This is a genomic window from Indibacter alkaliphilus LW1, from assembly GCF_000295935.2.
Lineage (GTDB): Bacteria > Bacteroidota > Bacteroidia > Cytophagales > Cyclobacteriaceae > Indibacter > Indibacter alkaliphilus.
This window is the reverse complement of record NZ_ALWO02000038.1, coordinates 1-18079: the sequence shown is the minus strand read 5'-3', so window position 1 is coordinate 18079 and position 18079 is coordinate 1. Positions and strand designations below refer to the sequence as shown.

General features: G+C 38.5%; 13 protein-coding genes and 1 pseudogene. 3 read left to right on the top strand and 11 right to left on the bottom strand.

Annotation, left to right across the window (positions count from 1 at the left end):
- Positions 1 to 196: 196 nt before the first annotated feature.
- From A33Q_RS14785 to A33Q_RS14760, 6 genes are all read right to left on the bottom strand, one after another.
- The gene (locus A33Q_RS14785; protein ID WP_009035319.1) at positions 197 to 1867 is read right to left on the bottom strand and encodes a RagB/SusD family nutrient uptake outer membrane protein; all 1671 of its coding nucleotides are present in this window, start codon (positions 1865 to 1867) and stop codon (positions 197 to 199) included.
- Between the two features lie 15 nt (positions 1868 to 1882).
- Entirely contained in the window at positions 1883 to 4978 is a 3096-nt protein-coding gene (locus A33Q_RS14780; RefSeq protein ID WP_009035320.1) for a SusC/RagA family TonB-linked outer membrane protein, read from the bottom strand.
- Positions 4979 to 5683: 705 nt separating this feature from the next.
- Positions 5684 to 6811, bottom strand: coding sequence for a metallophosphoesterase (locus A33Q_RS14775; protein WP_009035321.1), 1128 nt, complete (start codon positions 6809 to 6811; stop codon positions 5684 to 5686).
- Positions 6812 to 7690 carry an endonuclease/exonuclease/phosphatase family protein gene (locus tag A33Q_RS14770; protein ID WP_235062809.1) on the bottom strand — a complete coding sequence of 293 codons (879 nt, stop codon included), beginning with the start codon at positions 7688 to 7690 and terminating at the stop codon, positions 6812 to 6814.
- Positions 7691 to 7745: 55 nt separating this feature from the next.
- Positions 7746 to 9140, bottom strand: a complete 1395-nt coding sequence (locus A33Q_RS14765; protein WP_009035323.1) for an FAD-dependent oxidoreductase — start codon at positions 9138 to 9140, stop codon at positions 7746 to 7748.
- A gap of 88 nt (positions 9141 to 9228) precedes the next feature.
- Positions 9229 to 10977: a sodium:solute symporter family transporter gene (locus A33Q_RS14760; RefSeq protein WP_009035324.1), complete on the bottom strand. Its 1749-nt coding sequence runs from the start codon at positions 10975 to 10977 to the stop codon at positions 9229 to 9231.
- Positions 10978 to 11483: 506 nt separating this feature from the next.
- On the opposite strand from A33Q_RS14760, the gene A33Q_RS14755 reads away from it, so the two are divergent.
- On the top strand, positions 11484 to 12251 hold the full coding sequence (locus tag A33Q_RS14755) for a DeoR/GlpR family DNA-binding transcription regulator (protein WP_009035325.1): 768 nt from the start codon (positions 11484 to 11486) through the stop codon (positions 12249 to 12251).
- 250 nt (positions 12252 to 12501) lie between these two features.
- Here A33Q_RS14755 and A33Q_RS21870 read toward each other — a convergent pair.
- From A33Q_RS21870 to A33Q_RS14750, 3 genes and pseudogenes are all read right to left on the bottom strand, one after another.
- Positions 12502 to 12630, bottom strand: a pseudogene (locus A33Q_RS21870) (JAB domain-containing protein); the annotation flags it as partial.
- A gap of 688 nt (positions 12631 to 13318) precedes the next feature.
- Positions 13319 to 13486 carry a hypothetical protein gene (locus A33Q_RS22210; protein ID WP_160169354.1) on the bottom strand — a complete coding sequence of 56 codons (168 nt, stop codon included), beginning with the start codon at positions 13484 to 13486 and terminating at the stop codon, positions 13319 to 13321.
- A 121-nt stretch (positions 13487 to 13607) separates the two neighbouring features.
- Positions 13608 to 14582, bottom strand: coding sequence for a Kelch repeat-containing protein (locus tag A33Q_RS14750; RefSeq protein ID WP_009035328.1), 975 nt, complete (start codon positions 14580 to 14582; stop codon positions 13608 to 13610).
- A 637-nt stretch (positions 14583 to 15219) separates the two neighbouring features.
- On the opposite strand from A33Q_RS14750, the gene A33Q_RS14745 reads away from it, so the two are divergent.
- A complete protein-coding gene (locus tag A33Q_RS14745) occupies positions 15220 to 15936 on the top strand; it encodes a class I SAM-dependent methyltransferase (protein WP_009035329.1) in 717 nt (238 codons plus the stop codon).
- Between the two features lie 141 nt (positions 15937 to 16077).
- Here the strand turns inward: A33Q_RS14745 and A33Q_RS14740 are convergent, their stop codons facing one another.
- The gene (locus A33Q_RS14740; protein WP_009035330.1) at positions 16078 to 16734 is read right to left on the bottom strand and encodes a JAB domain-containing protein; all 657 of its coding nucleotides are present in this window, start codon (positions 16732 to 16734) and stop codon (positions 16078 to 16080) included.
- Between the two features lie 334 nt (positions 16735 to 17068).
- On the opposite strand from A33Q_RS14740, the gene A33Q_RS14735 reads away from it, so the two are divergent.
- The gene (locus tag A33Q_RS14735) at positions 17069 to 17281 is read left to right on the top strand and encodes a hypothetical protein (protein ID WP_016255327.1); all 213 of its coding nucleotides are present in this window, start codon (positions 17069 to 17071) and stop codon (positions 17279 to 17281) included.
- A gap of 196 nt (positions 17282 to 17477) precedes the next feature.
- On the opposite strand, the gene A33Q_RS14730 is transcribed toward A33Q_RS14735, so the two are convergent.
- Positions 17478 to 18079 (bottom strand): PepSY-associated TM helix domain-containing protein (locus tag A33Q_RS14730; protein ID WP_009035332.1); only part of this gene is annotated, 602 nt, incomplete at its 5' end.

Here is an 18079-nt window from a genome sequence, read left to right as displayed (position 1 = left end):
TAAATATTCAACTTGAGTCTGATTACTCTAAATTGGCATTAAGAATGACCTGAATATTACTTAGGAGAAGATTTGTTCAGTAAATGCATTTAGACCAAATTGAAAATAAGCAATGGGAAGAGAGTGAGAATTCTAATATGATTCAGAAACCCCATCTCTTCCACACTACTTTACTCAATCAATCTAGGTTTTATTTTTACCATCCAGGATTTTGTTCCAAAGCTGTATTGGTCTGAAGTTCAACAGGGTGAATCGGCCACAGATAATGTTTATTTGGGTCAAACACCATCGTTTCAACTACCCTCAATATTCCAACATTGGGAATTCCCGAATAGTCCGGTATTGTGTTTTCATCCAAAACCGGAGCTTGTGAGAGAAATTCAGTTTTGCTGTTACCGTATCTAGGTCCATTCATCACTTTTTCTGCGATCCTCCATCTTCTGATATCAATAAGTCTTCTACCTTCCATTGCCAGTTCAACTTTTCTTTCTCTCCTTACAATTGTCCTCAATTCGCTCTGGCTACTTGTCCTTGGAACATCTGGCATCCCTACCCTGTTTCTTACCCGGTTTAAGGCATCAAAAACAGAATCATCCAATTCATTCAGCTCTATTTTTGCCTCTGCATAGATTAATAGAAGTTCTGCAAAGCGCATAAGAATGATGTCACCATCATTTTCCTGGGTTTTTCCTAAATCCCTTTCATCCATCCACTTTCTCCATAAAAAATTGGTGAAGGTCGCAAATGGATTTGTTGCATCGGTATTATTTACTCTGGCCGGCGGACTCGTATTGTAGTTCCAGACCTGAAGGCTGTCTGGGTGTGTTTCAAATTGAAATCCCAAGTGAATTGTTCCCGGTACAGCAACAGTCATGTGCAGTCTTGGATCCCTGTTTGTAAATGGATCGGAAGGGTCAAAGAGGGGGGATTTATCAATTGGCAGGCCATCTATACATTCATAGGAATCAACAAATGCCAATGTTGGCTTCTCATTGGAAACACCTGCCGCCAACCTGGAACCAAATTCCCTGAAAGTGGGGTGCACATTCAGACCAACCATATATTGCATGGCAAAAATCCGTTCTCTGCTTGTTTCCCCATCATAAGTAAACAATTCAGCATAGTCAGGATGCAAATCATAGTATCCCAAATCTATCGCTGTTTTAGCCGCCTGAGCTGCTACCTGCCAACGCTCATTTGTCAGCGCAGTATAAGCCTTCAAGAAGTAGGCAGCAACTCTTGTTGCTCTACCTGTCATGTTTCCGTCAAAATTAATCGGAAGATCTGGAGCTACTTCGTCCATTTCAGCAATAATCCAATTGGCAATCTCAGATTTGGACGTTCTGGGCATCTGGGATTCTTCTATTTTAATACTGGCGGTAATTAAAGGCACCCCTCCAAAGAACTCTGAAAGGTAGAAATAGCTGTAAGCTCTCAGAAATCTGGCTTCCGCACTTACTTGGGCAAGATAAACCGGATCAACAGTTTCAATGGCATTGTCAAGGTTGTCCAACAGGAAGTTTGTTCTGGCTATTACCGCATAAAAGTCTCTCCAGACATTTCTTGCTGAAAGATTCTCGCTGGAAGCAGTCCCATTACCCAATTGTGCGACTTGGGTGGCACTCCTGTTCCAGTTTATATCTGTTGTACAATCTAAAGAAACAATCCAGGGTAAGTTCCCTTTTATCCCGATCCTGTTGACAATCCTTTCATAGCATCCAAATAATCCCATATCAACTTCTGTTCTGTTGTTGAAAAAGGAAGCTGAAGAAGGGCTGTCCAACGGAAGTCTCTCAATATAGTCTTCGCAGCTGAAGTGAAGCAAAAGACCGGAAAGAAGTAAAATTCTAATAATATAATTTTTCATGACTGTTTGATTTTTTTAAAATACCACATCAACTCCGAGTGTGTAAATTTTTACTATTGGATAATTTGTCCCGGTTCCAACAGGAGTTTCTACATCATATCCGGGCCAGAAATTATCTATGGTCAGTAAATTTTGTCCATTGACATAGAAACGGGCACTTCCGATTTTCATCCTTTCAGTGAACTGCCTGGGAAGATTATATCCAAATTGAATGTTTTTCAATCTCAGATAGGAGGCATCTCTCATCCAAAAACTTGAATGTTGGTAATTATTTCCTGCATCACCCCAGGTAAGCCTGGGGAATGTAGCATTTGGATTCTCCGGTGTCCAATAATCCTTATGTACTTCAAAAGCGGAAGCCCCACTGTAAAATGGCTGGATTGCACGGCCATGAAGGTATCCGTCAGCTTTCCCAACACCTTGGATAAAGAGGTTCATACTAAAGTTTCTAAAAGAAGAATTCACGTTCAAACCATAGGTATATCTAGGGATTGTGCTTCCAATAATCACGTAATCATCTGCATTGATCAGATCATCTACTTCAGGGTTTTGATTTACATACCTGATGTCCCCTGGACCAAGAGTGCCGAATTGTGCCGCATGATTGTCTATTTCTTCCTGATTCTGAAAATATCCGTCAGCCTGTAAGGCAAAAATGGAATTGATGGGAAACCCTTCACGGCTTACCAATAAGCCGGATTGGCTGACCCCCCTTAGATCAATAACCTCATTTCTTACATCTGAAAGGTTAAAGTTTACCCCGTATTTAAACTCTCCCGCCTGTCCATTGTAACCTACTGCCAGCTCCCATCCTCTGTTCCTAACAGTACCTGCATTTTGGGTAGGAGGTGCCAGTCCTATTGACATGGGAATGTCCAGGTTCAATAATATATCGGAAGTAGTTTTATCAAAGATATCAAATGAAACTGTCAGGTTTCTGAACAACATCAAGTCCAATCCAATATTGGTCATTTCAGTGGTTTCCCATGAAATATTTTCATTGTTCATTTCATTCAATGCTGCAATTGGTACAATTTCATTACCCATTGAGTAGGATCCTAGGGCAAGGGTAGAAGCAAAAGGATAATTGCCTATATTCTGATTCCCTAATCTTCCCCATGAAGCGCGAACCATCAAATTGTTGATTGTTCCAGAGACGCTTTCCATAAAACGTTCTCCTGAAACCCTCCAACCTCCTGAAACAGAAGGAAAAAAACCATATCTTCTACCAGGTGCAAACCTTGATGAACCATCATATCTTGCATTTACTTCAATCAAATATTTGGATGCGTAATCATAGTTGAATCTTCCAAAAAATGATTGTAATGCCCATTCTGCTGCAGAACCGGATGCTTCTCTCCTGTCCTGGGCACCTGCATTTAAAACCCTGTATTCTGGGAACAAAAATTCATCTCTAAAGGCCCTGAAATTTGTGGTATGGAAAGTTTCCAGGGAAGCTCCGGCCAAAAGTTTAAACTCATGTTCATTCAGAACGTGTTGGGATGTAATATATCCATAATAGTTGTCAAATGTGTTTCTGACACTTCTCATGGCCAATGTTGATCTTTCGGGTCTGGTAAATAAAGGGCTTCCATCAGGCTGATAGGTGGTAATTGCCTTATTGAAATTGTCATTATATAGCTCTTCATATCTTGGTTGGGCCAGCAGTTCAACATTGAGCCATTTAACAGGCTTGTAGTTAAGAACAAATCTTCCCAAAAGACTCATTCTGGTTTCTTCCTGTGATCCTCCAAGTGCAGTTGAAAAAGCCATGGGGTTATTTCCGTTCCAGCCTTCACCGTACAATCCGTTTGAGAACCTACCGGGTTGGATTGCCGGAATCCTGTTCATCTGCAAAAACACTTCACTTAATCCCCCGCCTGGTGAAACTGTTTTTCTGTTTATCATTTGCAAATCAGCAGCTAAACTGAGTTTTTCATTGAATTTTACATCCAGATTATTTCTAATAGTATACCTTTTAAAGCCCGACATTTCTATTAACCCTTTTTGTTCAAGATAACCGACAGAAGTTAGTGACCTTACCTTTTCAGTTCCTGCGTTAAGTGAAATATTATGGTTTTGCATAAATCCTGAGCCAGTTAGAATTCCCCTCTGCCAATCAGTATTGGGGTAATTATCGGGATCAGACTGCATGTTTTGACTATACTCCTGAATATAAGAATCAGCGAACAATGGGGATGCCCCTGAGTTGATATGAGCGAGGTTAATCATTTCCATATGATCGATTGCACCAACTTTATTTGGTAGATTTGTAGGAGATTGAAATCCTGTATAAGCATTATAGGTAACCCTGAATTCCCCACTTTTTGCTCTTTTGGTAGTTACAAGAATAACTCCGTTTGCTGCTCTTGAACCGTATATTGCAGAGGAGGCAGCATCTTTTAGCACATTAATGGATTCGATCAAGCTTGGATCAATAGAATTCATATCACCCTCAACACCGTCAATGATCACCAAAGGATTTGAATTGTTTAATGTTCCAATCCCTCTAACCCTTATGGTCCCCTGGCTTCCGGGTGCACCTGAACCGGTGGTTACAGTAACTCCTGGAGAAACTCCCTGTAGCGCATTCACGGTTGAAGAAAAAGGTCTCGACACAAGATCTTCTGTTTCGATTTCAGCAACAGAGCCTGTAAGGTTTGCTCTCTTTTGAGTACCGTAACCGACTACTACTACTTCTTCCAAAGAAGAGGTATCAGGAGTAAGGCCAACATCTATTATAGATCTTCCATTAACCGGAATTCTCCTGGACTCGAAGCCAATAAAAGAAACTACCAAAACAGCATCATCAGGTACTTCAATCGTATACTGACCGTCAATATCTGTTATGGTACCTAAGCTTGTACCTTCAACAGAAACCGTAGCCCCGGGGAGTGGTTCTCCGGCTTCATCTGTTACCACACCCGAAACATTGATTTCAGCTTGGAGGGAATTACTTTTTTCATTCAAAATTCCAGGTAAAGCAAATACATCTGAAGCCCCGATTGCTGCCCAGAGTAATACCGCAAAACCAAACCATCTCACGGAATGGTTTACGACAAAGTGATTAATTCCGGGGATTGATTTTTCCCCCTGTAAATCTGGATTCATAAATTGTTGTTTTTGTTTGTTGGTAGATCATTCTTCTAAATTAAAACCCTGAATTCTAATTCAATTCAAGATACCAGGTTTCGATTTGTTTCGTAAACAAACTTAATGAAACTTTTTGAAATCGAAAAATAATATTTTTAAATATAAAGAAAGCGATCTATCTAAATTTAACAAATACATAATAAAACATATAAAATTTTTTCAAAACCTTAATAAAAGAAACAAAAAGCACTAGACTGTTATCTTTAATTGACTTAATTATTATCAAAAAGTTAATTTATTAAACATATTGAAACATTTAATAAAGTTTTTTTAATCAAATTAAAGTAAAAATAATTCGTAACTAAATATTTTTAAACCTAGTATCACTTAGATTTAAAAATATTCCATATTAGCGAGAGCAAACCTCTTAACTGTGGGGCTAAATAAGGAGCTTAGAATAGCTAAAAATCAGATTTAATTTACTTTTTTAAACAAAAAAAATTACTAGTTAGGTGCTAAATGGATAAATTATGTACGTCAACATACCAAATTTATAAATTTATTGAATATAGTAATCAAATTTTTAAACACATTAACCGGTATTAATAAAGGTTTTAGAATTTATTTCAAATTAATCGCACAAAAAAAACCGGGAAATAAGCACTTTCCCGGTTGTGTTTACTATTTAAATTTCTGGATATTTATTCAGCTCCATCTACAATTTTATTCAAATCGTATCAGGAATTCATTTCTTTCATCTCTTTTCCAGGCATATTTCTGTGTTGTTGGCGAAATTCCAAATAGTGGGGAAAAAGTACTGACTTTAACGGTTTTACTATCCGGGAAAAATTCCAAAATCCGTAGCCACCCATCTCCTCCATTGCCAGAACGACCACCTCCGCCCATTGATTGAGCATCAAAAAGAATTTGATGGACCGGTTTTCCTTCATTATTTCTGTCCATCCGGTATCCTTCTCCGGCGTAATGGCCACTAAGCACCATTTCGATGTTAGAGGCTGGTTGAACAAGCTTTTCCCAGATTTGTTTGCCAGTATTGGATAAAGGCAGCTTTATTTTCGGTGATTTCTGAATCATGTTGTTGACTCGGTAAGGCTCCCAATAAAGCCAGCTAATTTCAGCCTCTCCCCTTTTGTCTTTAGGGCTAAGATAACTGTGGGTAGTAAGGATGATTCGATGATTCTCATACTCTTTCATAGCCGCAACTTTTTTGGCCCAAGTTATAACTGTATCTCTGGGAGCAAATTCAATTGTGAGAAAAAGGTAATCCTTCCCATGAAGGTTTCTAAGTTCATAGGCGGAATTGGCAAGTGTTTGTTGCCCCTGCTCATCTCTAGTGTGTTGAGCGAGGTATTTCTGGTTTAAAAAATTTCGTTCCACATTGAAAAACTCATTGTATCTGGAAGTACGGTTTCCCCTTTCATCGATACTATAATCATGATTTCCAGTGGCAGCTACATAGGGCACTTTCCCATTGAACCGATCAAAAGCTCTTACTGCCGCTTTCCATTGTTGATCAGTAGTCTGGTCTCCGTCATAATCATTCATTATTTTTTCATTGTTTTGAACCAGATCACCCACACAAAGGACCATTTTGATATTCAGAGAATCAATGTTGTTAACAATCCATGCGGACATCAGGTCAAGGATTGGCTGGTTGGCCTCCCATTTGACATAATTCTGAATATCGGGTAACATAATCACAGTAAATGATTCCCTATTTTCAAGTGTTGGCTTTTGGTATTCCCCTTGAGCATAGGTCAAGCAAGGAGTGATTAGACTACATTCCAATAAAATAAATATAGAAAGCAAAATCCTTTTCATCTCAATCATTCATTTAAAGGTTATAAATACTGGATAGTGATCTGATAAATGGTCTGTTAATTCATTTTTAACAATTTCTGCCCTTATCACATTGTCAATTAAAACCGGGTTTACAAAAATATAGTCAATACGCCTCAGCTTGGAATTTCTTTTCCTATGGCCTTCTGTTGGAACACTGTTGATAAAATCAGGATGGATTTTTTTGATTACATCTGAATAACCTGCATCTAAGACATGGCCTATAACTGAATAATCAATTTGATCATCAATTAAGTTATTTCTATGAATCTCTCTAAATCTAAGAATTTCAGTTCCACTCTTGGTTTCATACCTACCTTCAATACTGCGCATTGATTCCAACAATTCCTCTCCATATGCGTGAGTGTCCATTGGAGAAAGCGCATTAAAGTCTCCTGCAATAATTATCCCTTTGTCAACATCTAGGAGTTTTGCTTGAGCAATGACTTTCTCAATGTCTTTTTTTCTGTCCAAAACTGTAAAGGGGGCAAGATGCAAATTGAAGATATGGACATCATTTATTGTAGCATAAATGTATCCATGCCACATATCATCCAAAACCCGTTGAACATTGAGAATCGGATATTTCGATGAAATTGCCAAAGGATGGGTATTTGGCACTCCGAATTCTTTATTCATAATTACAGAATACTTGTGGCCATATCCATTTGCAAACTGCGACAATTTATTTTGATCAAAACCATTCATCTCTTGGAAAAGAATGATATCAGGATCCAAATCCTCAAGCAGTCGGTTAAATGCATTAAACTTATCTTTATCTTGCTCAAAACCATAAAAGGCGTTGTAACTTAGAACCTTTAAATGATTTGTTTGACCATGGGAAATGTTATAAAAAAATAACAGTCCCATGAGCATCCCCGAAAACAAGAAGCGGGAAATTCTATTTCCAAACCTAGCTTTTCTATTAATTAACATCCTCACGCTCATTTAAGAAAGCTCCTGCTTTCAGCAGCGTTTTTTGCAAATCGCTTACATCTAATATTGAAGGAAATTTATCCTGACTCAAAGAAAGACTGGCTGCCCGACCTGCCGCTTCTCCCATCGCCATGCAAGGTGCCATTACTCTAATAGCAGACATTGCTTCATGGGTTGTAGAGATTGCTCTTCCGGCAACGATTAAATTTTCAATTTCATTTGGAATTAGAGATCTATAAGGAATATCATAACAATCTCCACACCATTCGAGTGTACATCCACCATCTTCAGGGTGATGAAGGTCAAGTGGATAACTTGCAACCGCTACAGCGTCTTTAAACCTGGCACAGCCCAATACATCTTCTTTGGTCATCACATATTGACCTACAATCCTTCTTGTTTCCCTAATTCCTAAAAACGGAGCCATCTTGGTGAAATAAGAATTTTCAAATCCAGGAACATATTCCTGTAAGTATTTTATAATGTCTTTTACCTGGATTCTACCGATAATTTCTCCTCGTGAAAGACTTTCAGGATCCGTACCATCAATTCCTTTAACACTTGACATATTGATCCAGACTTCCCCTTGTCTTAAACCCGAAATAATAATTGTTCTTTCGGTATATAACCTCATCCCTGCAGCTTTGGCCTCAGCCATTAAACCCCGAAGACCAACAACTATAAATTGTTGGTTCTGACCATAATAATTTGCAGGAATAAAATCTGTCAAATACGTTCTTGGCTCATTTACAATACTCGTTCTTAATTTTTCAGTGTCTACCCCTCCCATGCAAAACATCAAGGTTGGAGGCTGCATCCCTCCATTTTCATTCCCCTTCTCACATGGCACTCCCGCTCTGAAAGCAACATCCGCATCACCACTGCAGTCAACAACCCTTTTGGCCAAAATTGCTTCTCTCCCCGCTTTACTTTCAACCACAATCCCTTTAACAACGCCATTTTCAACCAAGGAGTCCACGAACATCATATGTAGCAAAACCTCAACATTATTTTCTACTAACATCTCCAATGCAACATTTTTGACAGCTTCAGGCTCCACCAAGGTTATGCTCATATGTAACGGACATGGTCTATGTTCACTCGCCGCTTGCTGTTCGGCCAATCTATCAATAAATTTTTGAGGTAATCCATTAATGATTTGATTTCCTTTTTGCCCCAGAAAACCCAAAACAGGGAGCCCAATGGTCATGTTCCCTCCAACAAAACTTCGATTCTCGACCAAAGTGACTTTGTAACCGCTTTCCGAGGCGGCCAATGCAGCAATGATTCCAGAAGGCCCACCACCAACAATTAAAATATCGGTTGATGTTCTAACAGGAGTATTGATTCCATTTTTTGATTCCTTTACAATTTGTGTCTTCATATGATTATCATTTTCTTTTTGTGATTATAGGGAATTCCCAATTTTAGCGAATTCGTTTTTGGGCGTTCGATAAGTGTATCCCAATCTTCTAAGCTCTATTTTGAGATTCTTTTATCTTTTCTATTGCAGGCTGTTTTTTAAACATCATAATCATCCCCCCTCCTAAAAAGCAGAGAAAAATTCCGGAAATAAGAATCAATACTCTAGCCCCTTCTGAAACATCGACCAATCCGATCAAAAAGAGCATGATTCCTGACCCAAGAACCGCCCAAGCACAGATAATTGCAGGCAGTTTGGATGGATTTTCGATTTCGGTTACTTGGTTCTTTGCCTTTTCTTTGACTTTTATCCAACCCGGATCGATGTTCTTTGAAGAAATTTCAAGATAAACTAATAAAACAAGAGGGATGACAGTCCCAATAATTACATCCTCCACACCTTTATTAGCAAGGATCCAAATTGATAAATCCAGACCTAATGTTCCAAAATTCTCTAATCCATTATTTAATATTAGAACTTTGAGTATGACTCCAATGACCAAACTCCAGACTGACACATTCCAAGCATATTTAAGACCTATTCTTTTGGAATACAGCCCCCATATTGTAGGGAGAACCAAAGGTCCCGTCAAAATCGCCACTGAGGAAAGGATATACCCTGTGTATGTCCCAAGGTATGGGATAGCCAAAGCCCCCGCAGTAATTACCAAACCTAGGATTAATGTGATTAATCGTCCAGCAAGAACCAATTCTCTTTCTTCGGCTTGTGGCCTCCAAATCCTTTTATAGAATTCATTGGTAAAAGCTCCGGCAAATACATTCAATTGGGTCGTAGCCATGCTCGCAGTCGCTGAGCACATAGCCGCAACCATCAAACCAAGCATTCCACTTGGAAGCACTGCTTTACAAGCCAAAATATAAGCCTGTTCATAATCAGCTTCGGCATCAATAACACGGTAAATTAAAGGGGGAAGCATCCAAATAATCGGGCTCAGTAAATACAGGGCTCCAAAAAGAAAAGTGGACTTTCTGGCATCCTTTACGGTTGGCACACAAACAAATCTCTGTACATAAGCCCACTCCCCTCCAATCTTAAATAGAAATACAATCATCCAGCCCAGAAGAAAATACGAGGAAAATCCACCACCTGTAAAACTCATGTGTCCATCGGGTAATTGAAGAAGCAATTCATCAACCCCACCTACCTTTTGGACAAGTAAAGGAACAACCAAAACTACCGATATGCAGAGAATAACAAATTGGAGGGCATCTGTCATCAATACAGCCCATAATCCACCTCCAAAAGTTATCAATACTACCAATAGACATAACATCAGCGAGGCAATGACTACAGAAAAATTCCCTGAAGAAGGGTCTTGGAGTAAATGTCCATCAGGCAATGGTATCAATGTAGTAACAACCAAGGCTAAGGCATATACGGCACCTCCCATGGTGAATAGGCCAATCAAACCTTGTAAAACAGTGTAAAGTCGGACCAAATCTTCTCCAAACCGATCATGAATGAATGCAGAAGCAGAGTCGTACCCAATGGATTTCCATACCCCAGCAAATAACCAGCCTGCTATTAGTGCAGCCACTCCAATAACCATTAAAATGCTTACACTTACAAGCCCACTTTGGTAGGCTATTCCTCCCCAGACTACAAAAGTACCGGCTGAAAACGTTGTCATAAATGCCGATAATCCCGAAAGCCACCATGGAGATTTGCCACCCGCAGCAAACATATCTTTACTGGTGTTCATTCTGGAGAACAAAACACCAACAAAAAGTAACCCGATGAAATACGCAACAACAACTAAATAATCTAACTCTATCATTGATTAAATAATTCTATAAATATTGTTTAAAACCTGTACCTCGCAACTTATTTCAAGTACATATGTCATTTTAAACCTCTCACTAATTCTTTAAAATTATTACCGATATTACAGTTACAAAGAAATCAAAACTAACATAAAGTAAACTTAAAAAAACATTTCGAAACAAAAAATAACTTTAATTTAAATGTTTGTTAATATATGAAGAAGGGAAAACACTTTACTTTAAGTGGTAAGAATAACCGAAACATTCAGAAAAAGTAAGATCAAATACCAATCCAATAATCTTTATAAACAAATTCAAAAATTATTAAATCGAAATATTACAAAATAAAAGTTTTACATTATTAAAATAAACGAACTATGATAGCATTTTTTCAATACTCAAAATTAAAACAAATTAAGTTTTATTTTAGTTTTATGAAAAAAAGTATCATTAACAAAATCTTAACAGTATTTTCAAAATAGTTTTACTTACTTTACTTTTGTTTCAAAATTAGATTTACATGATAGGAATAACAGAAAGGCATCAGATTATACTCAGAAAGCTCAAAGAAGAAGGAAAGGTCAACATTCTGGATCTTAGCCAAGAGATGAATGTATCAAGTGTCACCATTAGAAAAGATCTTAAGGCGTTGGAGGAGATGAACTTACTTTATCGGACCCGTGGTGGGGGATCCGTTCACACTCCCTATACGGTTGAAAGATCCATCTATGAAAAAGCTTCTATCAATGCTGAGGAAAAGCAGAAAATAGCCAAAGCTGCCACAACTTTGGTGAAAAGTCAGCATGATTCACTGATAATAGGGTCAGGTACCACCGTTTTTGAATTCAGCAGGCAACTAATGCCTAATCATCCCATAACAGTTATCACTCCTGCTGCGAAAGTCACTATAGAATTGTCCAATAAGCAAAAGGTTGAGGTTTTTCAGTTAGGTGGACTGATACGTCCAAACTCATCTTCTGTTGCGGGTGTTTTTGCAGAAAAAACTCTAGAAGGAATCTCTTGTGGCCTAGTTTTTTTGGGAGTTGATGGGATAGATTTGGATTTTGGATTCACCATCACCAACCTTTCTGAGGCAAGTTTAAATCAGAAAATGATAGATGCTTCTCAAACAGTTGTCATTTTAGCTGACCACACAAAATTTAACAGAAGGGGTCTTGGAAGGATCTGTGGATTTGAGCAGGTTGATTATTTAATAACTGACGATAAAGCCCCGAGAAAGGAAATTGCAGCTCTGGAAGAAAAAGGCATTAAAGTGATCATTGCATAAATCTAATTTGTGTCTGTTTTAGTTTTAAAATATAGTATTGTTTATACCGATAAGGAAATAAAATGGCCCTCATTATTTGAAACATAGTGTCATCTCGTATTCCATAAAACTATTAACCGAAGAAATCACTTCATTTTTAGATGTTAGTTTATTTTACTACTTAAACCTGATTATATAGTTTTCTTTTGCAGATCAATTTAGTCAACCTGGGTAAATCCTGCAAAAAAAGGAGGCACCCCTCCCCTTTCCATTACATCATGCCTTCGTCCGCAAAGCTGAAATAGGCACAGTCTGTAAAGATGATATGGTCCAGCCCGATGATGTCCAAATGCTTCCCGGCCTCAGAGAGTTTCTTGGTCAGTATTATGTCCTGTTCCGAAGGGCTGACCTTCCTTTGGTGTACAGGATTTCAGTTTCTTCACGGAGCAAATTTTTTGATTTGCCATAATCGTGTTGCAGACTTTTCACTCCTTGCGCTGGAGCTTTTGTTTAGCCCCCTCACAGGAGAAATCTGACACTGAATGCAAGGTGGAGCGGAATAAATCATCCTCCGTATTCCCCTTCCTGTTTATGCCGCCTACCTTGAAACCCATCAGCAAAAATCCTCGGTCATGTGTGGCTGATTTACTCCTAATTTTAATGGACAAAAGGACTATAAATATATATCTATAAAAAATATTGCATGCAATTGCAGTTCAAATTCAAAATTGTCCATTTTTTTTTATATTAAACTGGACATATTTAAATATACATGAGACAGATAAATACTCTGTAAATATCTGAATATTTGTTATTTATAATAGAAAGACTCCATAAGGGTTCCGTATTCACTTAATCTTATTTTTGTACAAAGGTAAACCGAAAAGAAGGCGTAATTAAAGTGTTGTAATATGGCCTCCTTGGACAAAATATCGAACCTATTCAAAGTGAAAATTCATAAACTTTAAATCAACCAATTGAATTCCTACTGTATGATCAAGCACAAGTAGCAATGTTTTAATAGATTAAAATAGAAGAATAAAAGGATATCGTAAAGGTTAAAGCATTTCCATTTCTAGCAGTATTTACTATTTTTCATAGATAAAGATAGACCCATCCATATCCCCATAGCATGCATTGATTAGTTTTCCATCATGCTCCAGGCTTAACCTTTCGATATCCTGCCTATTGCTATAGACTATCCAATTATAAAGAGATTGCTTCACTGGAATCTGGTTTTCTTTCTTCCAATTCATCGGAAAGTGCATTGAGGTCATCTTGGTTTTAGGTTAAAACCAAAAACTACTTCACCTTAATAAGTAACCTAGTTTCTTTAATGTTGCAGTTATTTAGTTGATAAGACGGTTAAAATTATAGTTAGTTCCACTCCAGACATTCAATATCATTCAACTCAGGTCCACCTCCACGGTTGGCACTTCCTGCGGCTACATAGACTTTGCCTTTCCAATATACCACTCCTGTCCCATGTCTACCTTGGTTGAGATCAGGCAAACGGGTCCAGGTCTCATTTCTGGTATCCAGAACCTCAACTTCAGAATGTCCCTGAACTTGTTGAACACTTTCACCATTCATAACCAAAAGATATGGCTCATTTCCGATACTTGAAGTCCCTCCCCTTGGAGTTGGCAGGTCTGCACTTACTGTTGACCAGGTATTGGTATTGAAATCAAAATAATCCACTTCAGGAATAGTCAACTCCAATACTTTTCCGATTTCAGCATGAGAAGTTCTTCCTCCGGCAACGTAGGCCCTATCCCCAACCAATGAGGCTGAAAAATGATCTCTCGGGCGTGGAGCATCAGGCAATACTTTCCACTCTCCTGTTTTGGTATCATATTCATCAAACCAAGGAACAAATCCATTCCAATGGCCATCAATGATGCCACAGACCATATAGATTTTATCTCCACGGGTAAAAACCCCGGCAGATCCCCGACGTCTGCTTTCAGGGATTTTAGGTCCCTTTCTCCAGCTATTGTCTTTGGTGTTAAAAATCAAAAATTCCGGGATTGGGGTTTCATGTGGATATGGCCCTGTAAAGGCACCTAAAACGTATATCTCATTTTCGAAAGAGATAGCCTGAAAATGATGGAATTCCATTGGGCTATCTGCAAGTATAGTCCATTCATTTGTTTCAGGGTTAAAAGCTTCCACAGGCCTTTCTCCTCTTCCACCCAGTGCGTAGAATTTCCCATTACACTCCACCAGGGAGTTTTCATGTCTTGGCACAGCTTGGTTGGCTGCTTGGAGTTTTTTGCAATTGGCCCCTATGGATTGAGCGGAAGCTAAGTAGGAGATTAATACAAAAAATGCTAAAAGAAAAGTTTTCATAGGACAATAAGTTTGCTGGAATGAACAGGAAATTTACATATTTTAAACAAGAGTTTCATGATGAATCGGGAAACTTGGCAGTTCCTATCGTCTACTGACTTAGGTTTTATCGAAGTTATCCATCAATTATTCCAACCAGATCATTATAATTCATTTTGAAAGTTTGATCATATTCCCAAAAGTCGCTGTATGGAAACTATATATGGGCGGCATAAAGGTGAATTTCTTATTAATCCGGAGCTTTTGTATATCCCCTGCATAGAAGAAATCTGACACTGAATGCAAGGTGGAGCGGAATAAATCCTCCTTCGTCACCCCTTCCTCTTTATGCCGTCTACCTTGAAACCCATCAGAAAAAATCCTCAGAAATGTGTGGCTGATTTACTCGTAATTTTGAAAAACAACAGGGCCAAGCAAGTATTCAAAATCCTCAGGTGAAAATTTTATAATTCATAAAATGCTGACAAGAATTCCAATAATGGTAAAAACATTAGCTTATCGTTTAAGACTTATTGGATAAAACAAAAAATGTATACCATAAAGGGTATAAAACATTAATTTAATTAATTATTTATACCAGATCAGGTATAAAAATTTAAAAATAAAAGAAACCAAAAATATTTATCGCAATGAAAAAATGAAATTCGAAAAGCTGATATTAAGTACATGGCAGGAAAATGCAGCTCAATGGGTTGAAACCATTGAGCAAACAAAAATTCCATCAAGGGAATTTACCAATCCAGCTTTGATTGATTGCATCAATAATCACATTCAAAAATCGGTTTTGGATATTGGATGCGGAGAAGGCTGGCTGGGCAGTAGTTTAATGAAAGAAGATTTTAATGTTTTCGGACTTGATGGAACAGAATCTCTGGTTAAGGCAGCAAAGCAAAAGTCAGACACCCAAAATTATGCATTAGCTACCTTTCAGGAAATCGTTGACTGGGCATTCCAAAAAACACCTTCCAGGATACTTGATCGGATTCAAAACCAACAATTTAAGGGATCGGTTTTTAACTTTTGTCTTTATGAAAAAGACGGTGTTTCTGATTTACTTAAATCAGTTGTAAAATTGATTAGTAAAGAAGGAAAGATAATTATACAAACAATACATCCAAGATCGATGCTGGCGATGGGACACCCTTACAAAAGCCAGTGGGTAGAGGATTCCTGGCAGGGACTAAAAGGAAATTTTAAAAATGGGCATCCCTGGTATTTCAGGACTTTGGAAGATTGGATAGCAGTATTTGAGTCTTCTGGACTGCTGGTAGAAAAGATGTATGAACCTATGGAAAAAGAAACAGACCGACCGGTAAGTATTATTTTTGTCCTAACAAATACATCAAACCATTGAAATTGCAAAATGGCTATTTCCTCAATTCAATATTTTCGAAGTGATTATTGTGGACGAGTCTTATCCATAAATTAGGGTTCAAAAAACAACATTTCGCATTAGAGTCTGGCCAAAAAAAAGGAGGTCCCCCTCCTCTCCTGCCTACATCATGCCTTCATCTGCAAAGCTGAAGTAAGCATAGTCAGTAAAGATGATATGGTCCAGCACGATGATGTCCAGGTGTTTCCCGGCCTCAGAGAGTTTCCTGGTCAGTCTTTTGTCCTGCTCTGAAGGTTTCAAGTTCCCTGAGGGATGGTTGTGGACTAAGATCATCGAGCAGCTCTGGTTTTCCAAAGCATGTTTAAAGATCACTTTGGGATCTGCGATGGTACCACTTGTTCCACCTGTGCTGACCCTTACTTTTCTCATGATCTGATTATTTCTATTAAGGAGGATGACATAGAAATGTTCTACCAGCTCATCCAACAGATCTGCTTTCATCATCTGATAGATATCCGCAGAGGAGCATATTTTTATTTTCTTCTGTTCGGGTTCCCTTATTCTTCTCCTTCCCATTTCAAAAGCCAGTACCAATGCCGTTGCTTTGGCTTCACCAATACCTCCTACCTTCATCCAGTCATGCAGGGTGTATTTGGCCAAAGCAGCCAGACTGTAGTTTTCAGCTGCCAGTATTGCCTTTGCCTGTGCTGAGGTAATTCCTCCTATTGCAGCAATCAGGTGGTAATCGGAAAGGGCTGATCTTCCTTTGGTGTAAAGGATTTCAGTTTCTTCTCTGAGGATGTTTCTGGAAGTAGCCATAATCGTGTTGCAGACTTTTCACTCCTTGCACTGGAGCTTTTGTTTAGCCCCTCCCCAGGAGTCTGCAAACCACTGAATGCAAGGTGGAACGGAATAAATCCTCCTCAGAAAACCCTTCCTGTTTATGCCGTAATACCTTGGTCCCTTCCGTCAACCCATCAGCCATGTGTGGTTTCATGGCTCCTATTTTTGGCTTTCAAAAGGCCGGAAGTAAAAAATTGAAATTTTAAAAAATTCTGTCTGATTACTTTCCTAGATAAAAAATAATGTTTAAAATATCAACACAAAAAAGTCAATAATATTAACAATGGATATTTTCGAAATATTAACCATAATGGTTGAAAAAGAAATTCAGGTCAATAAAAGGCTGGATAGCATCATTTCATCCAATCCGGATCCCTTTCCCTTTGAGCGGATCAATAAAGGAAAGTCACTCTTAAAGCTTATGGAAGAAATCAGGAAGTGCATAGAAACGGATCAATTGCTGCTTGCGGGGATGAAATTAAAAGAGCTGGAATATCAGGGGAAACAGCTCCTGTTAAAATGAACGCTATGACATGCTATCAAAGTTATCGCATATAGATACATGAACCCTGTTCAAGTTTGATTTCTTTCTGGCATATACAAAAGGTTTTACCTTGAACTAATTTAAATAAAAGGCTAATTCTAAGTTATTTGTGTGAGGGTTAATACCGGGCAAAACTTACAATTCCCCTCCACAAAAGTAATAACATAGGTTCCTATTAAATTTTCATGGTTTTAATTTGGGAAACAGGCCGGACTTTTTTCCTGGCCCTTTTCTTTTTTAACTTATTGATCCAGATCAGTGTTCCTGTCACGGGAAGACTGGTTGCAATCAGGCAGGAAAGAAAATATAGCAATTTACTGAACTGTCCATAAACATCTCCAACATGTAGGGCCTTTATGGAACTTGAAACCCTGACATTGAAAGGCTTTTCTCTGAAAATATCCTTCTCTGTTAGGTCAGCTGTTTCCATATCAAGGACTACTCTATCCGAAGCAGCAGGGGCAAAAAATCCAATTTTTGATTTTTGAATGTTCAGGTTTTTGCCTCCTCCTTGTGGAAGGGATATCCTATAATTCCCAGGGTAATCCAACACTGCATCGGCACTGCTGATGTACTCAAAAATTGACAGGGGTAATTCTGATTCTTTTCCAGTGGAAGGCGCCTGTTGGCCTCTTCTTCCCTGACCGGCGGATGGGTTACCGGGGCCAGGTCCCTGTCCTACTCTTGGCTTGTAGGTTCCCAAAGTTTTTTGAAGTCCTTCTCTGTACCAGGGATACGACCAAAACGGACCTGTTACCCCCATCAGAAACAATATGA